Annotated in this window: 15 protein-coding genes; 5 read left to right on the forward strand and 10 right to left on the reverse strand. The window is 52.0% G+C overall.

The window, feature by feature from the left end; all coding sequences use genetic code 11:
- Positions 1–19: 19 nt before the first annotated feature.
- From HU738_RS17360 to HU738_RS17400, 9 genes are all read right to left on the reverse strand, one after another.
- Positions 20–733: a GntR family transcriptional regulator gene (locus HU738_RS17360; protein ID WP_186603648.1), complete on the reverse strand. Its 714-nt coding sequence runs from the start codon at positions 731–733 to the stop codon at positions 20–22.
- 89 nt (positions 734–822) lie between these two features.
- Positions 823–1,833 (reverse strand): GlxA family transcriptional regulator, encoded by a 1,011-nt coding sequence (locus HU738_RS17365; protein WP_186603649.1) that lies wholly within the window; start codon positions 1,831–1,833, stop codon positions 823–825.
- A 75-nt stretch (positions 1,834–1,908) separates the two neighbouring features.
- The gene (locus HU738_RS17370; RefSeq protein WP_186603650.1) at positions 1,909–3,141 is read right to left on the reverse strand and encodes an aromatic ring-hydroxylating oxygenase subunit alpha; all 1,233 of its coding nucleotides are present in this window, start codon (positions 3,139–3,141) and stop codon (positions 1,909–1,911) included.
- 257 nt (positions 3,142–3,398) lie between these two features.
- The gene (locus HU738_RS17375) at positions 3,399–4,502 is read right to left on the reverse strand and encodes a mandelate racemase/muconate lactonizing enzyme family protein (protein WP_186603651.1); all 1,104 of its coding nucleotides are present in this window, start codon (positions 4,500–4,502) and stop codon (positions 3,399–3,401) included.
- 26 nt (positions 4,503–4,528) lie between these two features.
- On the reverse strand, positions 4,529–5,080 hold the full coding sequence (locus HU738_RS17380) for a TetR/AcrR family transcriptional regulator (protein WP_186603652.1): 552 nt from the start codon (positions 5,078–5,080) through the stop codon (positions 4,529–4,531).
- Between the two features lie 394 nt (positions 5,081–5,474).
- Complete coding sequence (locus tag HU738_RS17385) at positions 5,475–6,458, reverse strand: LysR family transcriptional regulator (protein WP_186603653.1); 984 nt, start codon at positions 6,456–6,458, stop codon at positions 5,475–5,477.
- 106 nt (positions 6,459–6,564) lie between these two features.
- The gene (gene proX / locus HU738_RS17390) at positions 6,565–7,593 is read right to left on the reverse strand and encodes a glycine betaine/L-proline ABC transporter substrate-binding protein ProX (RefSeq protein ID WP_186603654.1); all 1,029 of its coding nucleotides are present in this window, start codon (positions 7,591–7,593) and stop codon (positions 6,565–6,567) included.
- A 56-nt stretch (positions 7,594–7,649) separates the two neighbouring features.
- On the reverse strand, positions 7,650–8,600 hold the full coding sequence (gene proW, locus HU738_RS17395; RefSeq protein WP_186603655.1) for a glycine betaine/L-proline ABC transporter permease ProW: 951 nt from the start codon (positions 8,598–8,600) through the stop codon (positions 7,650–7,652).
- Between the two features lie 22 nt (positions 8,601–8,622).
- Complete coding sequence (locus HU738_RS17400) at positions 8,623–9,795, reverse strand: quaternary amine ABC transporter ATP-binding protein (RefSeq protein WP_186603656.1); 1,173 nt, start codon at positions 9,793–9,795, stop codon at positions 8,623–8,625.
- 752 nt (positions 9,796–10,547) lie between these two features.
- On the opposite strand from HU738_RS17400, the gene HU738_RS17405 reads away from it, so the two are divergent.
- The 3 genes from HU738_RS17405 to HU738_RS17415 all read left to right on the forward strand — a co-directional run bounded on the left by HU738_RS17405 (position 10,548) and on the right by HU738_RS17415 (position 12,259).
- Positions 10,548–10,832, forward strand: coding sequence for a hypothetical protein (locus tag HU738_RS17405; protein ID WP_186603657.1), 285 nt, complete (start codon positions 10,548–10,550; stop codon positions 10,830–10,832).
- A gap of 140 nt (positions 10,833–10,972) precedes the next feature.
- A complete protein-coding gene (locus HU738_RS17410; protein WP_186603658.1) occupies positions 10,973–11,338 on the forward strand; it encodes a histone-like nucleoid-structuring protein, MvaT/MvaU family in 366 nt (121 codons plus the stop codon).
- A 687-nt stretch (positions 11,339–12,025) separates the two neighbouring features.
- On the forward strand, positions 12,026–12,259 hold the full coding sequence (locus tag HU738_RS17415) for a hypothetical protein (protein ID WP_186603659.1): 234 nt from the start codon (positions 12,026–12,028) through the stop codon (positions 12,257–12,259).
- 46 nt (positions 12,260–12,305) lie between these two features.
- On the opposite strand, the gene HU738_RS17420 is transcribed toward HU738_RS17415, so the two are convergent.
- Positions 12,306–12,692 carry a helix-turn-helix domain-containing protein gene (locus HU738_RS17420; RefSeq protein ID WP_186603660.1) on the reverse strand — a complete coding sequence of 129 codons (387 nt, stop codon included), beginning with the start codon at positions 12,690–12,692 and terminating at the stop codon, positions 12,306–12,308.
- A gap of 191 nt (positions 12,693–12,883) precedes the next feature.
- On the opposite strand from HU738_RS17420, the gene HU738_RS17425 reads away from it, so the two are divergent.
- Positions 12,884–13,132, forward strand: coding sequence for a hypothetical protein (locus tag HU738_RS17425; RefSeq protein ID WP_186603661.1), 249 nt, complete (start codon positions 12,884–12,886; stop codon positions 13,130–13,132).
- Between the two features lie 189 nt (positions 13,133–13,321).
- Positions 13,322–14,680, forward strand: coding sequence for an SNIPE associated domain-containing protein (locus HU738_RS17430; RefSeq protein ID WP_186603662.1), 1,359 nt, complete (start codon positions 13,322–13,324; stop codon positions 14,678–14,680).
- Positions 14,681–14,805: the final 125 nt, after the last annotated feature.

Below are 14,805 nucleotides of genomic sequence, written 5' to 3' on the forward strand. Positions count from 1 at the left end.
TTTCCTGCATTACCCAGGATTAATTTGCGTCCTCCCTGACAATGTGATTAGAAGTGGAATAGGCCTCGACACGTTCTGATATGCGTTGAGCTATCTCATCGCTTGTGCTTTTAGCGTCATCTGTGTCGTGGTGCTCAACTGCGGAGACCAGCTGCGCGTAGCGCGAAACGAACCACAGTGCATCGCAATTGGCATCGCTGACGCTCTGCCAGCGATAAATGATGCCTTGGATCCGGGCGTGGTCGATTAGCAGGCGTTTCAAGGATGGCGTTAGGTAGTGGTTGCCTGCTATTTGACCGACCTCGAAGAGGAGGGCGCATTCCAGTAAAACCCCCGCCTGATGGTTGGCTGCATAGCCGGCAATTGCGATGTGTCTGTGGAGTGAGTGCAAGTTTGTGATGTTTTTTTCGGTCGCTGTCGTCGCGGCCAGATGCGCTGTTGCCACATAAATCATGCGGGCCGCTTGTGCGAAACGCTTGAAGGAATCTGCTGTGATCGGAGAAACCCTCGGTGCACGGTTGGCTGCCATTTCGATATAGCCCTCTCCCGCTGCTTGGCGCAGGACTTCCCGCACGGGGGAGCGCGATATACCGAACTCTTTGCACAAGGCAATTTCATCGATGGCACTACCTGGCGCCATGCTCATGTCTAGGATCCGCCGATTCAGTGCGTTCTCGAATATCTTTTTTTTGTCGATGCTCGAGATATTGGCAATGCCATCTACATATTGCATGGAGGTCTTCTGTGCAGCCGGATCTATGCGTCAGCGATCAAGGTTCACTAGCGCGAGTAACAACGACGGACGATGCCGCTGGTGGTCATTCAGATTTCATAACGCATTTCTTTCGATGGAGGTCTTCCGAAAAATCTACTATAGGTTCGACTGAAGTGCGTCGCGGCAACAAAACCACAGGCTAACGCTACATCCATTACTGAAAGGGCGGTATTTTGTAATAATCGCCTTGCTTCAGTGATACGTAACTGCAGATAGTATTGCTGAGGAGTGTTTCCAGTCTGGTCGCGGAATAAGCGTTGGATTTGCCTTGGAGACAGTTTCACGCACTCGGAAATTTGGTGGATGTCTAGAGGCTCTTCCAGGTTTGCTTCCATCAAACGGATAATTTCCCGAAGCGGTTGAGTCATGTTCGGCTGCTGTGTGCGGATAGCACTCTGGAACCGCGTCTGGTCGTAATCCAGCAGCGCAGTGACTGCATTAGCCAGTTTGGGGTCGCAACGCTCCCGGAGCCATTGAACCATCACTTGAAACGCGCCTAGAGGAGTGGCTGCACTCAACCGATTACGGTCAAAAACCACGCTGTCTTGGCTCACAAGAGCTTGTGGTACGTTCTCCGCGAGAGCCAGGCGTTGTTCAGGGTGAATAGCGCATTTGTAGCCGTCGAGGAGGCCTGCATGGCCGATGTACCATGCGCCGTTCCACAATCCTCCGAGCGCCATGGAACAGCCAGCAAGTTTACGAAGAAGATTGCTTAGCCATCCAGGAACCGCGCGGGGGCTTCGCAGGCCTCCACATACAATCATCAGGTCAATCTGTGCGACTCGGACATCTGTCAGGGGGGTGTCGGGTCGAATAGGAATGCCAAGGTCGCTTATCACTTCACCACCGGTGTGGCTGAAGGTGTGAGTTCGCACTGAGCCAGGGCGGATAAGGTTGGCTGTGGCTAAAGCATCAAGTGCCTGAGTGAAGCACGGTAACGAGAAGTTGTCCAAAAGCAAGAAGCCAATTTTCGAGGTTTTGCGTGGTACCCGTTGTTCTAGGAACTTCAGGTTTCGCCCTTCGAATGCAGCGTTGAAGTGTCTGTTCACGGTTTGCATAGGTATTCCGTGTAGCGCTTCGCTCGACAGCTGGAGACGGTTCGGCGAAGGCATGGCGCCTTCGCCGAGGATGGGTCAGATGATCCGATTCGAAGTAGCTTCGGTCAGACGCTTGGTCATCAAATCGCAGTACCAGTCGATGAACTGGCAGACACCATTCTCGATGGTGCTCGAGTAAGGCCCAGGAACGTAGGCCGGGGAGGTGACACCAATCTGGGTACCTTCTACCAATCGCCGATCCTGGTCATTGGTAGCAATCCAGACCTTGGTCAGTCGATCAATGTCGTAATCCACACCCTCTTGAGCATCTTTGGGCACGAGCCACTTTGTCGTGACTACTGTTTCGCCTGGGCCTGCTGGAAGCACGCGGAAGCTCAGAGCGTGATCGCCCAAGAAATGGTTCCAAGTGGATGGGTAGTTGAAGTACAGCAGCGCACCGATGTTTTCGACGCCGCTACGATCCAGACGGCGGGCTACTGCAGGCTTGCCGTCCATGGTATAGCTGCTCGCTCCCGGATTCAGCGGAATACGGGTCATACGGAACTGGCCGTTCGGATCCATGACCATCCGGCTTGCCAACCCAGCTGCTTCACACGTGTCACAGTGTTCTGCAAATACTGGATCTTCAGCGCCGCCCAGCCCTTGTACCGAAAGCAATTCGGTATAGCTGCACAGCAGCTCCGGGTGAGTACCATCGCAATGGTAGCACTCGCGGTTGTTTTCAAATACCAATTTCCAGTTGCCCTTTTCTACAAGGTTTGATTCGAAGGCAACTTTACAGTCCTCAAGGTAATGAGGGCCGATGAAGGGCGATACCGCGCTTTTGAATTTTTCAAAGTCCGGTGCAGTCTGAGCAACGCAGACATAAATGTAGCTGTGAACAATTTCACAGTGAACTGGCATCAGGTTGTGATCAGCTGGATTGAACTCTGAACCCATATTGCCGGCGTACAAGAGTTTTCCGTCTAGTTCGAAAGTCCACTTGTGGTAAGGGCAAACTAATTTTGCAACCTTGCCTTTCGCTTCAGTGCATACTTTGGAGCCGCGGTGGCGGCAGGCGTTATGGAATGCGCGAACATTTCCATCCTTGCCGCGCACTACGACAACAGGGTACTCCCCGATCTGGAGGGTCAGATACTCACCGGGTTTTTCCAGCTCGAAAGTGTGGCCGGCAAAGATCCACTCTTTATACCAAATGTGCTCGAGATCTTGCTGGTAGAGAACCGGGTCGTTGTAGGCGGTGCCAGGTAGGCCATGTTGAGGCTTACGTTGTTTAATCAGGTCTAATGCTTCGGTGTAGTTCTTCATTTTTTATTTGCACTCCTCAAACACAGCTCTCTACCGCAAACCATTCTCCAAGTGCTTTGCACAGCATACGGCTTACCCGCGTATCTCCACGATACGAGGTAGTCATATGCAGTGCTCTGCGACTGAAACGCTTTACAGAAGTCTATGTGGTAACGGCTTGAGCCGGAATCAATTTTTTGGGGGACAGCTTGATAACAAAATGTAATCGCTGGTGCGGCTCAGGGGTTATGAGGCGCAGCGGCGTGGAGCGGCAGTGCCTAGTAGCTGGCCACCGGATTTCCGAATTGCTCTTTGTCTGGTATGACGCCTAGCCCTGGGCCCTTGGGGAGTGGGATGTGGCCATTCTGAATCTTCAGCCCGGCAGCCTCATCGTAATGCCCTTCAATGTAAGGTGAGGCAATCCAAGCCCCCTCGTTAAGATCAGGCCTAACGGTGGAACCCAAGTGGACACATGCCGCTGCTATGATGTCGCCTCCCCAAGCGTCATCGCTTGTGTGGGGAAGGTTACGGGCCGAACAGATATCGCGGAAAGTCCGCATCTGGTGCAGGCCGCCAATTCGGGTTACTTTCATCCCGAAACCATCAACGAGCCCTGTGCCGGCTGCAGTGATCACGGTACTCAAGTTGATCCCGTTTTCATCCATGTAGATGGGATGATTCACTACCTGGCGCAGGACTGAAAGCTCTTCAATCGTGTTGCAAGGTTGCTCAAGGATGAATGGGATGGCAGAGCATTCGCGGCTGAGTCGGATCACATCTCGTGTGTTCCATCCGCGATTACCATCTGCAGCCAGGCGAACACCGGAACCTCGGACTACCTCCCAGACCTTGTGAAGCGTTTCGATGTCGGCTTCGACTGATCGTCCGCCCAACTTGATCTGTATTCGAGGGTATCCTTCTTTCACACGCTCTTTGGCAATCTTCGCAATTTCGTCGGGGTCACCTACCCCTGTGGAGTAGTAGGTAGGGACATTCTCGGTCAGGGCCCCGCCCAGAAGCTCAGACACGCGTACACCGAGCTTTTTGCCAATCAAGTCATGTGCAGCGATATCAATCGCGGCTTTTGCGTAGTGATGGCCATTGAGCAGCGAATCCATTTTTCGATGCAACGACACTGGCCAGAGTTCGGTGCCGATCAACCCAGGGGCCATTTCGATCAAAGCTGCGCGAGCCCCTCCTGCAAAAGACTCCGCGTAAGTGGAGCCCACTGGGCACGTCTCCCCCCAACCCTCAAGACCGTCATCTGAGACTATGCGTACGAGGGTTGTGTCCAGTGACCAAACCGTACCGCTCGACATTACGCGTGGTGGGTTCTTAACTGGTAGGTCGTGCGCGTAGATATGAATTTCGCGAATCTTCATTTGCTTTTATCTCCGGGCGCTTTAGATCAGTGGATGTTCTCGGCAAACAACGCGGCTCGAGCGGCGCTCATTGCTGCAGTTATCGCTTTCTCACGTCCCTGCAGGCGAGCGGCTTGAGTCATCCCCTCGTGCAAGAGAAAAAGGGTGTCAGCCACCTGCTGGGTATCTTGTTCAGGGGCTACGTGCTGCAATCGCTTTCGGAACTCATCGGCCAATTCGGCTTTGTGGGAAAGGACAATCCGAGTAATTGCTTCGTTTTCTGGATACTCAGCAAGAGCATTCAAGAAGAGGCATCCGGTGTTAGCGACTTCGGAAAGCCAGTCGCCTAGGCGCTTGAGTGGGTACAGCACATGCTCGATACCCTCCGCTGGCCCACCTGCTAACCACTCAAAGTAAGTGGTGTGGCGATGCTCTAGCGCACCAACAATCATCGCTTCGCGGCTGGGGAAATATTTGTACAGCGTCCTGAGAGATACGTCAGCCTCAGCGCGAAGTGCTTCAACGCCCTGCTCGGCAAAGCCCTGAGCAGAGAAGCTACGTTCTAGATCACTAGCTATTTGTTGCTTCAAATCCTGCATTGGAAGGCTCCGTCGTCAGGCCGGGGTGCGTAGGTGTGATGATGGTAGAGCGATCATTCTACCCTGTAAATATCTGGGTAGAACGATTGCTCTACCTTGTCGCAAATAGGAATGGAAGAGATCAATCTGTTTTTGTAACTACCTGATTTTGCAGATTTTTTTGAAGGCTGACCTGGCAGTCAGTCTGGAGTGGCTTTGCTTGTCGCTTTCAGGCATGTGTACTCCAAGGCGGTGCTGGAAGCAGTCTGGAGCGGTGGCATCAAGGCGCAAGGGTGAACACGTTGTCTTGGCACCTACCAAACCGTTGCGGTCGAAAGGTGATTGCCGTAACTGTTCATCCAGGCACGGCAGCAACGAGGGCGCTAAGGTAATCTCGCCCTCCGTTCATCAAGAGCTACGACATAGGAGGCAAAGATCTTTTATCAATAGCATTAAATTGCTCCGCGAACCACAAGTGGAAGCGTAAGCAGGCTTTGTCATTAATTTTTTCCAGTTTCATTGCCAAGTAAAGCTTTGTCTCATGAATGGTAGATAGCTCTTTGAACGGATTTATGAGGTTGCCGTTGGCAATCAGTGGTGCGACTTGGGTATGCCAGCCTAAAGCTACCCCTTGATGGTTGATGGCGAAGTCAATGAGCGTGCTGTAATCATCTGTTATGATGTTCGTGGTCTGTTCGAGTTTTAAGTCTTTACCCAGTTTGTGATATTCAAGCCAAGTACTCCACTCCATATGCTCATCAGTTAATTCGGAGCTATGATTCAGTAGGCTTAGCAACGCGCCGCTCGTGATGCTTTTTACGCTTCCATCATACACGTGCTCTTCAGCATAATTAGGTGAGCAGACTGGGTAAAGATTATCAGTAACCAGTGGTGTCGAAATATATCCTGGGACTGATATTCGATTGGTAATAAAAAAATCAGGTTGAGTTCCTTGCTCGGGAGTGAAAGCATTTCTTGTAGTTTTGAGCCGCACCTCAATGTCGGAGTTGTAGTGTGCGAAAGTTGGTAGTCGGGGTACGATAAATAGCCTGGAGAGCAAGGAAGAGCAAGTCAGGGTCACTGGTCTTTTATGATTTTTGCCACTTCGAATCTTCTCGGTGGCCTGAGAGATATTGTCAAGTGACTGCTCTGCGGTTTGGAAGAGGATGCTGCCAGCGCTTGTGAGTGTTACCGATCTGCCTGTTCTCACAAATAAGTTGGTCTTGAACTCATCTTCCAGTTCTTTTATCTGGCGACTAATCGCAGCTTGAGTCACGCAAAGCGACTCTGCTGCGCGAGTAAAGCTTTGATGCTTTGCTGCTGCTACAAAGGCTCTTATGGCGTGCAGTGATGGAAGTCCGCGAAGTGTAAGGTCTGGATTGATGTGTTTAGATATCATGACTTTTCCTGTCTTACACATGCGGGTTGAAAACTTCCTGTTTTACTTGTGATTGCTGCAGTGGGTGGGTGCGAATTCGGTAGCTCAGATTCGCACCTTGATCATGTTATTTGGCCGCAACTGTCGCAGCACTTCGCGAAGCTGCAATCCACTCTTCGAACTGCTGTTTGTGGGCAGTAATCCATTCTTGAGCGTGGCGGCGGATATCTGCGGGTTTGTTTTCGCCCTGCTGCATTTTCAGGTTTTGTGCGCTCTCATCAGCGGCAGTGATGTGGGCGAGAGAGAAGAACTTCAAAGCAGCTGGGTTTTTCTCTGCGAAATTCTTGTTGAGCACTGCATTTGCCGTGTCGATAGCGAAGCCGAGATTCTTGCCTTCATAGGTGGTATTGGCAGTATTATTACCGTCCGGCAAGTCGGTTTTTGGTACCTCGAGCCATACCACGTCGCGCCCTTCTACCAGCACATTAGAGATCCATTGTGGGATCCAAGTGTAGTAGAGGATTGGTTTGCCTTCTTTAAACTTGGTAATGGTATCTGCCATAAGTGCGAAGTATGAGCCTTGGTTAACGTTGACGGTTTTCTCCAAGTTGTAAGCTTTCATGTGATGAGCAATTACGAGCTCGCAGCCCCAGCCTGGATTACAGCCGGTCATATCAGCTTTGCCATCGCCGTCGCTATCAAAGAGCTTGGCAATTTCTGGTTTCTGCAGGTCGGTAATGTATTTGATGTGGTATTGATCTGCAGTTTTCTTGTCAATCAGATACCCTTGCAGGATTCCAGGCATAAAGGCTCCTGCTTTTACCATAGTGTCGTCGCCACCAGCTTTTTGATAAAAGCTCGCGTGCAAGATCTCATTCATCTGGACAGTGAAGTCCGCATCGCCGTAAGCTACCGCAAGTGTCATTGTTGCGTATTCAGCTTCCTTTGGTTCTTGAATCTGATAACCGAGTTCCTTAAGGCCGGCTATAACTATTTCGCCGCGAAAGCGCTCTTCGGCAACCGTCGAGAACATCGGTGTCACCTTCACGCCTTCGCCAGGCTTATCTGCCGAAGCGACGGAGTATGCTGAAATAAGAGTCAGAGCCAAGCCTGTTGCGCAGCTGAGCAATTTGCGGGGAAAGGTAAGTCTGTTCATAGTCTTCACTCGTTCTTGGTTGTTTTAATTAACGCAGTAGATTTTTGAGTCGACTTTCAATGGCTCTTGAGAGCATTAGCGTTAGGGTTTCTGCGGAAAATGCGTACAAGCAGACCTAGTGGGCCTGTTTCATACCAGTTCCGGCTTGGGTCGTTAGTACGTTGGCCCATTGCCTGAGTCAGCCTGTCTAGGAAGATCGCCAATAGCACTAGGCCCACACCACCAACGGTTGCTAATCCCATGTCCAAGCGACCTATCCCTCGAAGCACCATTTGGCCCAATCCGCCCACCGAGATCATCGATGCGATGACCACCATGGACAGGGACAGCATAAGGGTTTGGTTTAGGCCCGCCATGATCGTCGAGGTGGCAAGGGGGAGTTGCACACGTGTCAGCATCTGACGAGGAGTACAGCCAAAAGCACGGGCTGCTTCGATTTTGTCTTCCGGTACCTGGCGGATGCCCAGGTTGGTCAGGCGCACTAGCGGCGGTAGAGCAAAGACGATGGTGACCAGCACGCCAGGCACGTTCCCAATACCGAACAGCATCACCACCGGCACTAGATAAACGAATGCAGGTAGGGTTTGCATCGCGTCCAGCACCGGGCGCACGACACGCTCGATAGCGTCGTTGCGCGCACTGAGGATACCCAAAGGGATGCCTATCACCGCGCAGAAGAACACGGAGGTAAGCACCAGCGCCAAGGTGGTCATGGATTCCGCCCATACCCCAATCAAACCTAGGAGCGTTAGCGTAATGAAGCTCATCAAAGCCATGCGCTTCCCCGCGACCTGCCAGCCGAGGAGGGTGGAGAGAATGATGCCGATGCTTGGGGGAATACTCTTAAGCGTGTATTCGATACCGTTGAGCACTTGGTCGATGGGCCAGCGAATGGCACGAAATACATCACGGAAGTTGTGCACCATGTAATTGAGAGTGCTTTCTACCCAGTCACCCAATGGGACTGTAGCGGATTGAAAGGGATCTAAAAGGCTGAACTCGGACATTTGTACTACCTCTTGAAAGTGCTTAAACGCGGCTCAGGGTCTGCAGCAGTTGGCTTTTGGAGATGGTGCCTTTCAGGGCACCAGCTCTATCCAAAACAGGAACCGGGTAAGGCAGATTGGCAGCGATGTTCAGCACGTCATGGAGGGGCGTGTCGATGTAAACCGGTTGTTTTTCCCTAACGTGATAATGCTCGGAGGGAGCACTCATAAATTGAGGGTCGAATACTTCGGTCTCTACGACATCGAGCAGCAATCCCTCCTCATCAATCAGATAGCTGTAGGGCGTGCACGCATTGGGTGACGGGGCTTTGCCGTTGAGCTTGAAGACGATTTCAGGCTTCAGGGAAGCGACATCGCCAGCTTTGAGGACGCGTGAGCTGTCGAAGCCTTTGAAGAAGGTTCGCACGTAGTCGTTCACGGGGTTGTTTATCAATTCTTGAGGGGTGCCGATCTGCACTACACGGCCGCCCTCCATGATCGCAATTCGATGGCCGATCCGAATCGCTTCTTCGATATCGTGAGAAATGAAGATGATCGTGCGTTGCTGTTCGGCCTGTAGGCGGATCAGTTCACCCTGCATTTCGCTGCGGATCAGTGGGTCGAGGGCAGAGAACGCTTCATCCATCAGCAGGATGGTTGGGTCATTGGCGAGCGCCCGGGCCAGTCCGACCCGCTGCTGCATCCCGCCGGATAGTTGGTGGGGGTAGCTGTGTTCGTGACCGGCTAGGCCAACCTGGCTGAGTGCTTCACAGGCTCGGCTATTGCGCTCTTGTTCGGCGACGCCGGCGATTTCTAGGCCGAAGGCAGTATTTTCCAACACGCTCATGTGCGGCATAAGAGCGAAAGACTGAAAAACCATGCCCATTTCTTTTCGGCGAACGTCCAGCAAGTCTTTATCCGATAGACCTGTGATTTCGCGTCCATTCAAATGAATGCTACCCGAAGTGGGTTCGATCAGGCGATTGAAGAGCCGAACCATGGTCGACTTTCCAGAGCCTGAAAGCCCCATAATCACAAAAATTTCGCCACGTTTTACGGAGAAGGTTGCATCGAAGACGCCGACCACATGGCCGGTTTTGCTGAATATTTCATTCTTATCAGCACCTTTGTTTAGCATCTCCATGGCGACGTCTGGCTTAGGCCCAAAAACCTTGAAGATATTTTTCACCGATAGGATTTCTTCGGCTTGGCTCATACGACTGCGACCTCTTTTTATGTTTATAACCAATAATTTTTTCGAGCTGATCAGCCTCGTCAGCGGAAACATCAATGTATTGGCAGTCTGTTCGAAAATGAACGTAAGTCAGTCGGCTACTTAAGCTAATCCCTTTTTTCTACAGGCATGTCCTTATGCACTTGCTAATTTTTAGGGTGTGCTTGTTCAATTCTTGGCAATTTGGATTCTGTTCACGCTTTGCCTTGTCTGTAGGAACAAACAAATTCACTAATTTTTTGAAACCGTCCTCGGATGTTAATCTTGAATCGTGTCGCCCTACGACTATCATGCGCCAATTTTTTGATAGCTGTATTCGACCAGGTGAGTCGGTCTGGGTGATGATTTTTTACCTCTCAAAGCAAACAGAGGTTGGCGCACCATCATTCGGGAGTCATCCGGTGACAGACACAGCTTGTGTTTTTGTGTTTCACGCTAGGATTTCCTTATGACTGGTAATTTGCCACTGCTTGATAGCCAGTCTAAAACTTGCATTCCATGCATTTGAATCGACATTTTTGACGGTGTACTGATGACAAAATCGAATGGCACCCGCTGAAATCATTTGGAGCCGAGGGAAGAAGAGGACGACGCTGGAGGTAATCCTGCTCACGTCAATCAGTTAGCTCATGTCACCACCTAGATGAGCTCGAGCCCAGCGATGGCATTAGCTGGCTCGATCCTGTATTGTGAGCGAAACGTTATGATATAACATTCTTATTTAAGGCAAATTCATGAGTTTTTCGGCTCAGCAGGGCAGGGTTTGGGTTTTTACTGGAGCAGCGTTGACTGCGGGTTTTGGTGGGCTCGAAGCCTCTGTGGCCGAAGAGGAGGTCAGAGCTTTAACAGAGCTGACGGCTATTGAAGTTGTAGGGGGTGGTGGTGGGGCTGATCCTATCAAGCCCTTGGTTCGTCGTGACGTCAGCAATGATCCAGAAAGCTTGCCTGCTGCGGTATCCATGCTCACCGAGAGCGAAGCAGCTCTCTCATGGTGCCGGCAGGCTCAGCTATTCGCATAGCTGACTCAGGTGTGTTTGAACGCCACTGCATAGAAATTGAACAAGAATGGTGATGCATGCTACAAAATTTAAGTAGGGCGAGCTGAAAATGGTTTACAGTGACCCACTAATTTCATCCGGTATTCGAGGAAACAAACACTATGTCCCGTCTGGCAGAGTTCCGTCAGCTTGAACAAAAGTTGGCCGCGCAACTGGCTGAGTTGGAAGCCATGAAAGGCTCCGTCGAGCTACAGAAAGAGATTGATTTTGAGACCAAACTGCGGGATCTGCTGGCCAAGTACGGCTACAGCCTGCGCGATGTCATCAACCTGCTGGATCCGCAGGCCGGCCGCCGTGCAGCGCCTGCTGCCGTAGAGAAAGCGCCGCGCCGGGCCCGCCAGGTTAAGCAATACAAAAATCCTCACTCCGGTGAGGTCATTGAAACTAAAGGCGGCAACCACTCGCGATTGAAGGAGTGGAAGAAGGAGTATGGCTCTGACGAGGTTGAGAGCTGGGTCTCTAAGTAAGTCGTGATAGCATGCACAAAACCTCCGCTCGCGGGGTTTTTTTACGTCTCGTGAATGAGGTCTCATCTGCTGAGCACGAGTCGCTCCTTTACGCCACTTGATGCGCAGCCCAGCTGACAATGAGCCCGCCCAAGCGGGATATGACCGATGCTTGGGCGTGTGCGGCTTGAGTAGCTTCGTCAGAAAAACGGGCTTTCTGTGAAGGTGTCAGGGGGTTAGGAAAAGCGACTAGAAAAAATATTTCGACGCCCCCCTTGAAATTTTTTTTGCGGGACGGAGTATATATTTTGTAAACAACAAAAAGCAGCGCGACAGGGCTCTCTAACCGTCTCCAGCGCTGCTCCTGCGCTTCAGCCTTTACACGTCAGTTACTACCTACAATTTCTGACTTCTTTTTGATCAGGAAACTTGTCCTGACGTTTTGATTGCTCCGCTGTGGTTTGGCGCTTTTGAAAAACGTCGCTTCCTCCGGCCTTATGGCCGGCTAGCTCTGCATTTGTGCTCAAATTCAGAGCCGCCCCCATTTTTTTGAGCTGAGATCGGTGGAATTCGATATACAGGCTATGGCGGGACAGAGATGGGCTTTACGACCGGCGCCAGGCTGCTTGTCTATGTCGAAAATTGGCTTGGGCTCGCTACCACAGCGCAGGCAAACTGGTAGACGCCCGCCCACATTGAGGCTTTTCCATGCAGGACGACTACAAAGCTCAGCTCACAAAAGCTACGGAAGGGCTGCGCTACTGTGATTTGATCCTGACACCTCAAGAGGCTGATGATCTGCTGGCCCTGGTGAAAGACTTACAGGCATCGGGTATGCACCCTAGTCTCAGTGGCGTGTTCAAAACGATCCTGGAAGAGACCTGGAGCAATGATGAACCGTGGCCAACATTCTCATCAGGATCGAAGCCTGCGCTGGATTGATCTGATGCCATTTCCAGCGGGCGGATCGCCCGAATGTTCTCAGCAGTCAAGTCACTGGAAAGTAGAGCTGTGTTTGCTGAGCCTCCGAGGCCTGGGGTTCGTGAAGCTTGCGAGCAGTGATGCAATGGATGGCGTTTTCCAAGCCCGGCACACCCCCGTCGCATTCCAGGCCTTCAATTTCTGAGCGAAGGTCGTGGATGAGGTCTGCCGCCGGTCTGCCGCACTCTTGGCTTAGGGTAAGAGTCAGCAGAGTCAAGGGGCTCAGCTCAAGCCGTTGGCTCACTTGTTCGAGCTTGTCCAGCGTCAGACTTGATCGAGCGCCTTCCAATTTGGACAGGAACGTCCGACTGGTATCACCAAAGTCGCGCTGCGAGAGTTTGCGCTTGCAGCGAAGCGCTCGAAGGACGATGGCGAATGATGACTTCAATGACATGTGCGGCTCCTTCGAATATGCCTTTCCTCAGTGATCTTGACGCTGCACCCGCCGTTCCCCCTAAGCTTCGCGACTAGCTGGCTAGGTTATTGATGGGGGCGAGCCACTTCGTCGAGATACTGTTGATGCATACAGTATATCTCGCTAAGCTCCGTAGGAGAACATTTGTACTCTTGGCAGTGAACAGCGTTATGAACAACTCGGATGAGATCGTCGACGACCGCTTCGCTTTCTTTTCGCGCGAGGAGCTGTTGGAGCAGCAGTGTCTCCTCCTCCAGAGCGAGCTTGTCGTAATGGGGGAGGAGTTGACGGCCTCCCGCGAGAAAATTGCCACATTGGTCTTGATGTGGACGGGCATCAAGGAAGAGCTACGGCAAGCTGAGGCGGAGTTGAGTAACGCAAGGCAGCAGCTTGATATGAGCTCCACGGCACGATCGTAATTCCCTTTACCCTTGCTGCTCTCCGTGATGGCTTTATGATTTCACTCCGGTTACGCTCATTCGCAGCAGGGAGGAGGTGCATTGAGCTAACGCCGGAAATGCTCCGCACGGCAGATCATTGTAGGGCGATCGGATACCTACCTCGTGCTTCTTCGCTCTAAGCATTCGACTCAAACGAGGAAGGAACCCATGTCGTTTAGCGACTATCTGAAAGGCCCAGCCCATCGACAGCGTGCTAAAGCTCTTGAAGCACAGCTTGCTGAGCTTCAGCTGCAGCATTCGCAACTGCAAGAGCTCGTTACGAAAATCGGCGCCATGGACGTAGTGAATATCCAGCAGCTGATTGAGCAAGAGCAAGCCAGGCTCTCGGGTATACGCGAGGAGACCCAACGTGCGCAGAGGGAGTTGGCTGCTCTCGCACAGCGCTCGACTGATCTGCAGGGACTGATACTCGTCTGGGAAGAGACGTTGCTCCTAGAAAGCTTCGCCCTCTATGAGCCTAAGTTCAAGCTAACCAGCAACCAGGAATACAAGGCTCGACTGGATAACGTCCGTGATCGTCAGAAAGTCCTGATCAAGAATGGGCAGGCGGCCACCGGCAACATGAACTGGACTGTGAACAACAGCCAGGCCCAAGGCCGTAAACTGGTCAACGACATGATCAAGCTGTTGATTCGCTCGTTCAACAACGAAGCTGATGCCTGCGTGGCGAACGTGAAATTTGACAACGTCGAGCTCGGCGAGAAGCGAATCCTCAAATCGTTTGAAGCCTGCAATCGGCTTGGCAAAGTCATGAGCGTGGAAATATCGGGTGTCTACCTCGATCTCAAGCTCGATGAGCTTCACCTTGCTCATGAATTCCAGATCAAGAAGCAAGAGGAAAAGGAAGAGGCAAAACGCGCCCGGGAAGAGCTGCGGGAGCAGCAAAAGCTCGAGCAAGAGATCCGCGCTGCACGGGAGAAAATCGCCAAGGAGCGGAAGCACTTCACGACTGCTATGCGTGATCTTCAGACTCGCCTTGAGCAGGTGCAATCTGACGAAGAGCGTTCAGCGCTGCTGGTGAAGCTGGCCGAAGTTGAGGCTGGCCGAGCCGAGCTGGAGAGCGAAGAAAAGCTCATTGACTATCGCGAGCAGAACGCCAAAGCCGGGTATGTGTATGTGATCTCGAACCTGGGGGCATTCGGAGAGGGCATCTACAAAATCGGTATGACACGCCGCCTGGAACCCATGGATCGAGTGGACGAGCTGGGTGATGCGTCGGTGCCGTTCTGGTTCGACGTGCACGCCTTGGTTTTCTCGAACAATGCGCCTGCTTTGGAAGCCAAGCTGCACGATCACTTCGCATCAGGCCGGCTCAACAAGGTCAACGGGCGCAAGGAGTTTTTCCGGGCTGACATTGCTGAGATCGAGAGAATCATCCGGGAAAATTACGATGCCGTCGTCGAGGTCATTCATGAAGCGCCGGCAGAGCAGTACCGCGAAAGCCTTCGTATGGAGTTGCCTAAGCCGGCTATACAGCAAGCAGAGCGAATGACTGCGCAAAGCTAATCACTGACCAGATGCGTGTACAGAGTAAAGCCTGGGCTGCTGTTACAGAGGTGCTGTGAGTGATACGCGTCTCTCACCACACTGAAGCTAAGGAGTGGCCAGGCAAAGAGATCGACCGCCATCCG

Origin of the sequence: Pseudomonas vlassakiae (genome assembly GCF_014269035.2) — a bacterium.
Classification (GTDB): domain Bacteria; phylum Pseudomonadota; class Gammaproteobacteria; order Pseudomonadales; family Pseudomonadaceae; genus Aquipseudomonas; species Aquipseudomonas vlassakiae.

Coding starts and splice junctions, on each gene's coding strand:
- HU738_RS17360 (WP_186603648.1), bottom strand. CDS start 733: ATGCAATATGTAGATGGCATTGCCAATATCTCGAGCATCGACAAAAAA.
- HU738_RS17365 (WP_186603649.1), bottom strand. CDS start 1,833: ATGCAAACCGTGAACAGACACTTCAACGCTGCATTCGAAGGGCGAAAC.
- HU738_RS17370 (WP_186603650.1), bottom strand. CDS start 3,141: ATGAAGAACTACACCGAAGCATTAGACCTGATTAAACAACGTAAGCCT.
- HU738_RS17375 (WP_186603651.1), bottom strand. CDS start 4,502: ATGAAGATTCGCGAAATTCATATCTACGCGCACGACCTACCAGTTAAG.
- HU738_RS17380 (WP_186603652.1), bottom strand. CDS start 5,080: ATGCAGGATTTGAAGCAACAAATAGCTAGTGATCTAGAACGTAGCTTC.
- HU738_RS17385 (WP_186603653.1), bottom strand. CDS start 6,458: ATGATATCTAAACACATCAATCCAGACCTTACACTTCGCGGACTTCCA.
- proX (WP_186603654.1), bottom strand. CDS start 7,593: ATGAACAGACTTACCTTTCCCCGCAAATTGCTCAGCTGCGCAACAGGC.
- proW (WP_186603655.1), bottom strand. CDS start 8,600: ATGTCCGAGTTCAGCCTTTTAGATCCCTTTCAATCCGCTACAGTCCCA.
- HU738_RS17400 (WP_186603656.1), bottom strand. CDS start 9,795: ATGAGCCAAGCCGAAGAAATCCTATCGGTGAAAAATATCTTCAAGGTT.
- HU738_RS17405 (WP_186603657.1), top strand. CDS start 10,548: ATGAGTTTTTCGGCTCAGCAGGGCAGGGTTTGGGTTTTTACTGGAGCA.
- HU738_RS17410 (WP_186603658.1), top strand. CDS start 10,973: ATGTCCCGTCTGGCAGAGTTCCGTCAGCTTGAACAAAAGTTGGCCGCG.
- HU738_RS17415 (WP_186603659.1), top strand. CDS start 12,026: ATGCAGGACGACTACAAAGCTCAGCTCACAAAAGCTACGGAAGGGCTG.
- HU738_RS17420 (WP_186603660.1), bottom strand. CDS start 12,692: ATGTCATTGAAGTCATCATTCGCCATCGTCCTTCGAGCGCTTCGCTGC.
- HU738_RS17425 (WP_186603661.1), top strand. CDS start 12,884: ATGAACAACTCGGATGAGATCGTCGACGACCGCTTCGCTTTCTTTTCG.
- HU738_RS17430 (WP_186603662.1), top strand. CDS start 13,322: ATGTCGTTTAGCGACTATCTGAAAGGCCCAGCCCATCGACAGCGTGCT.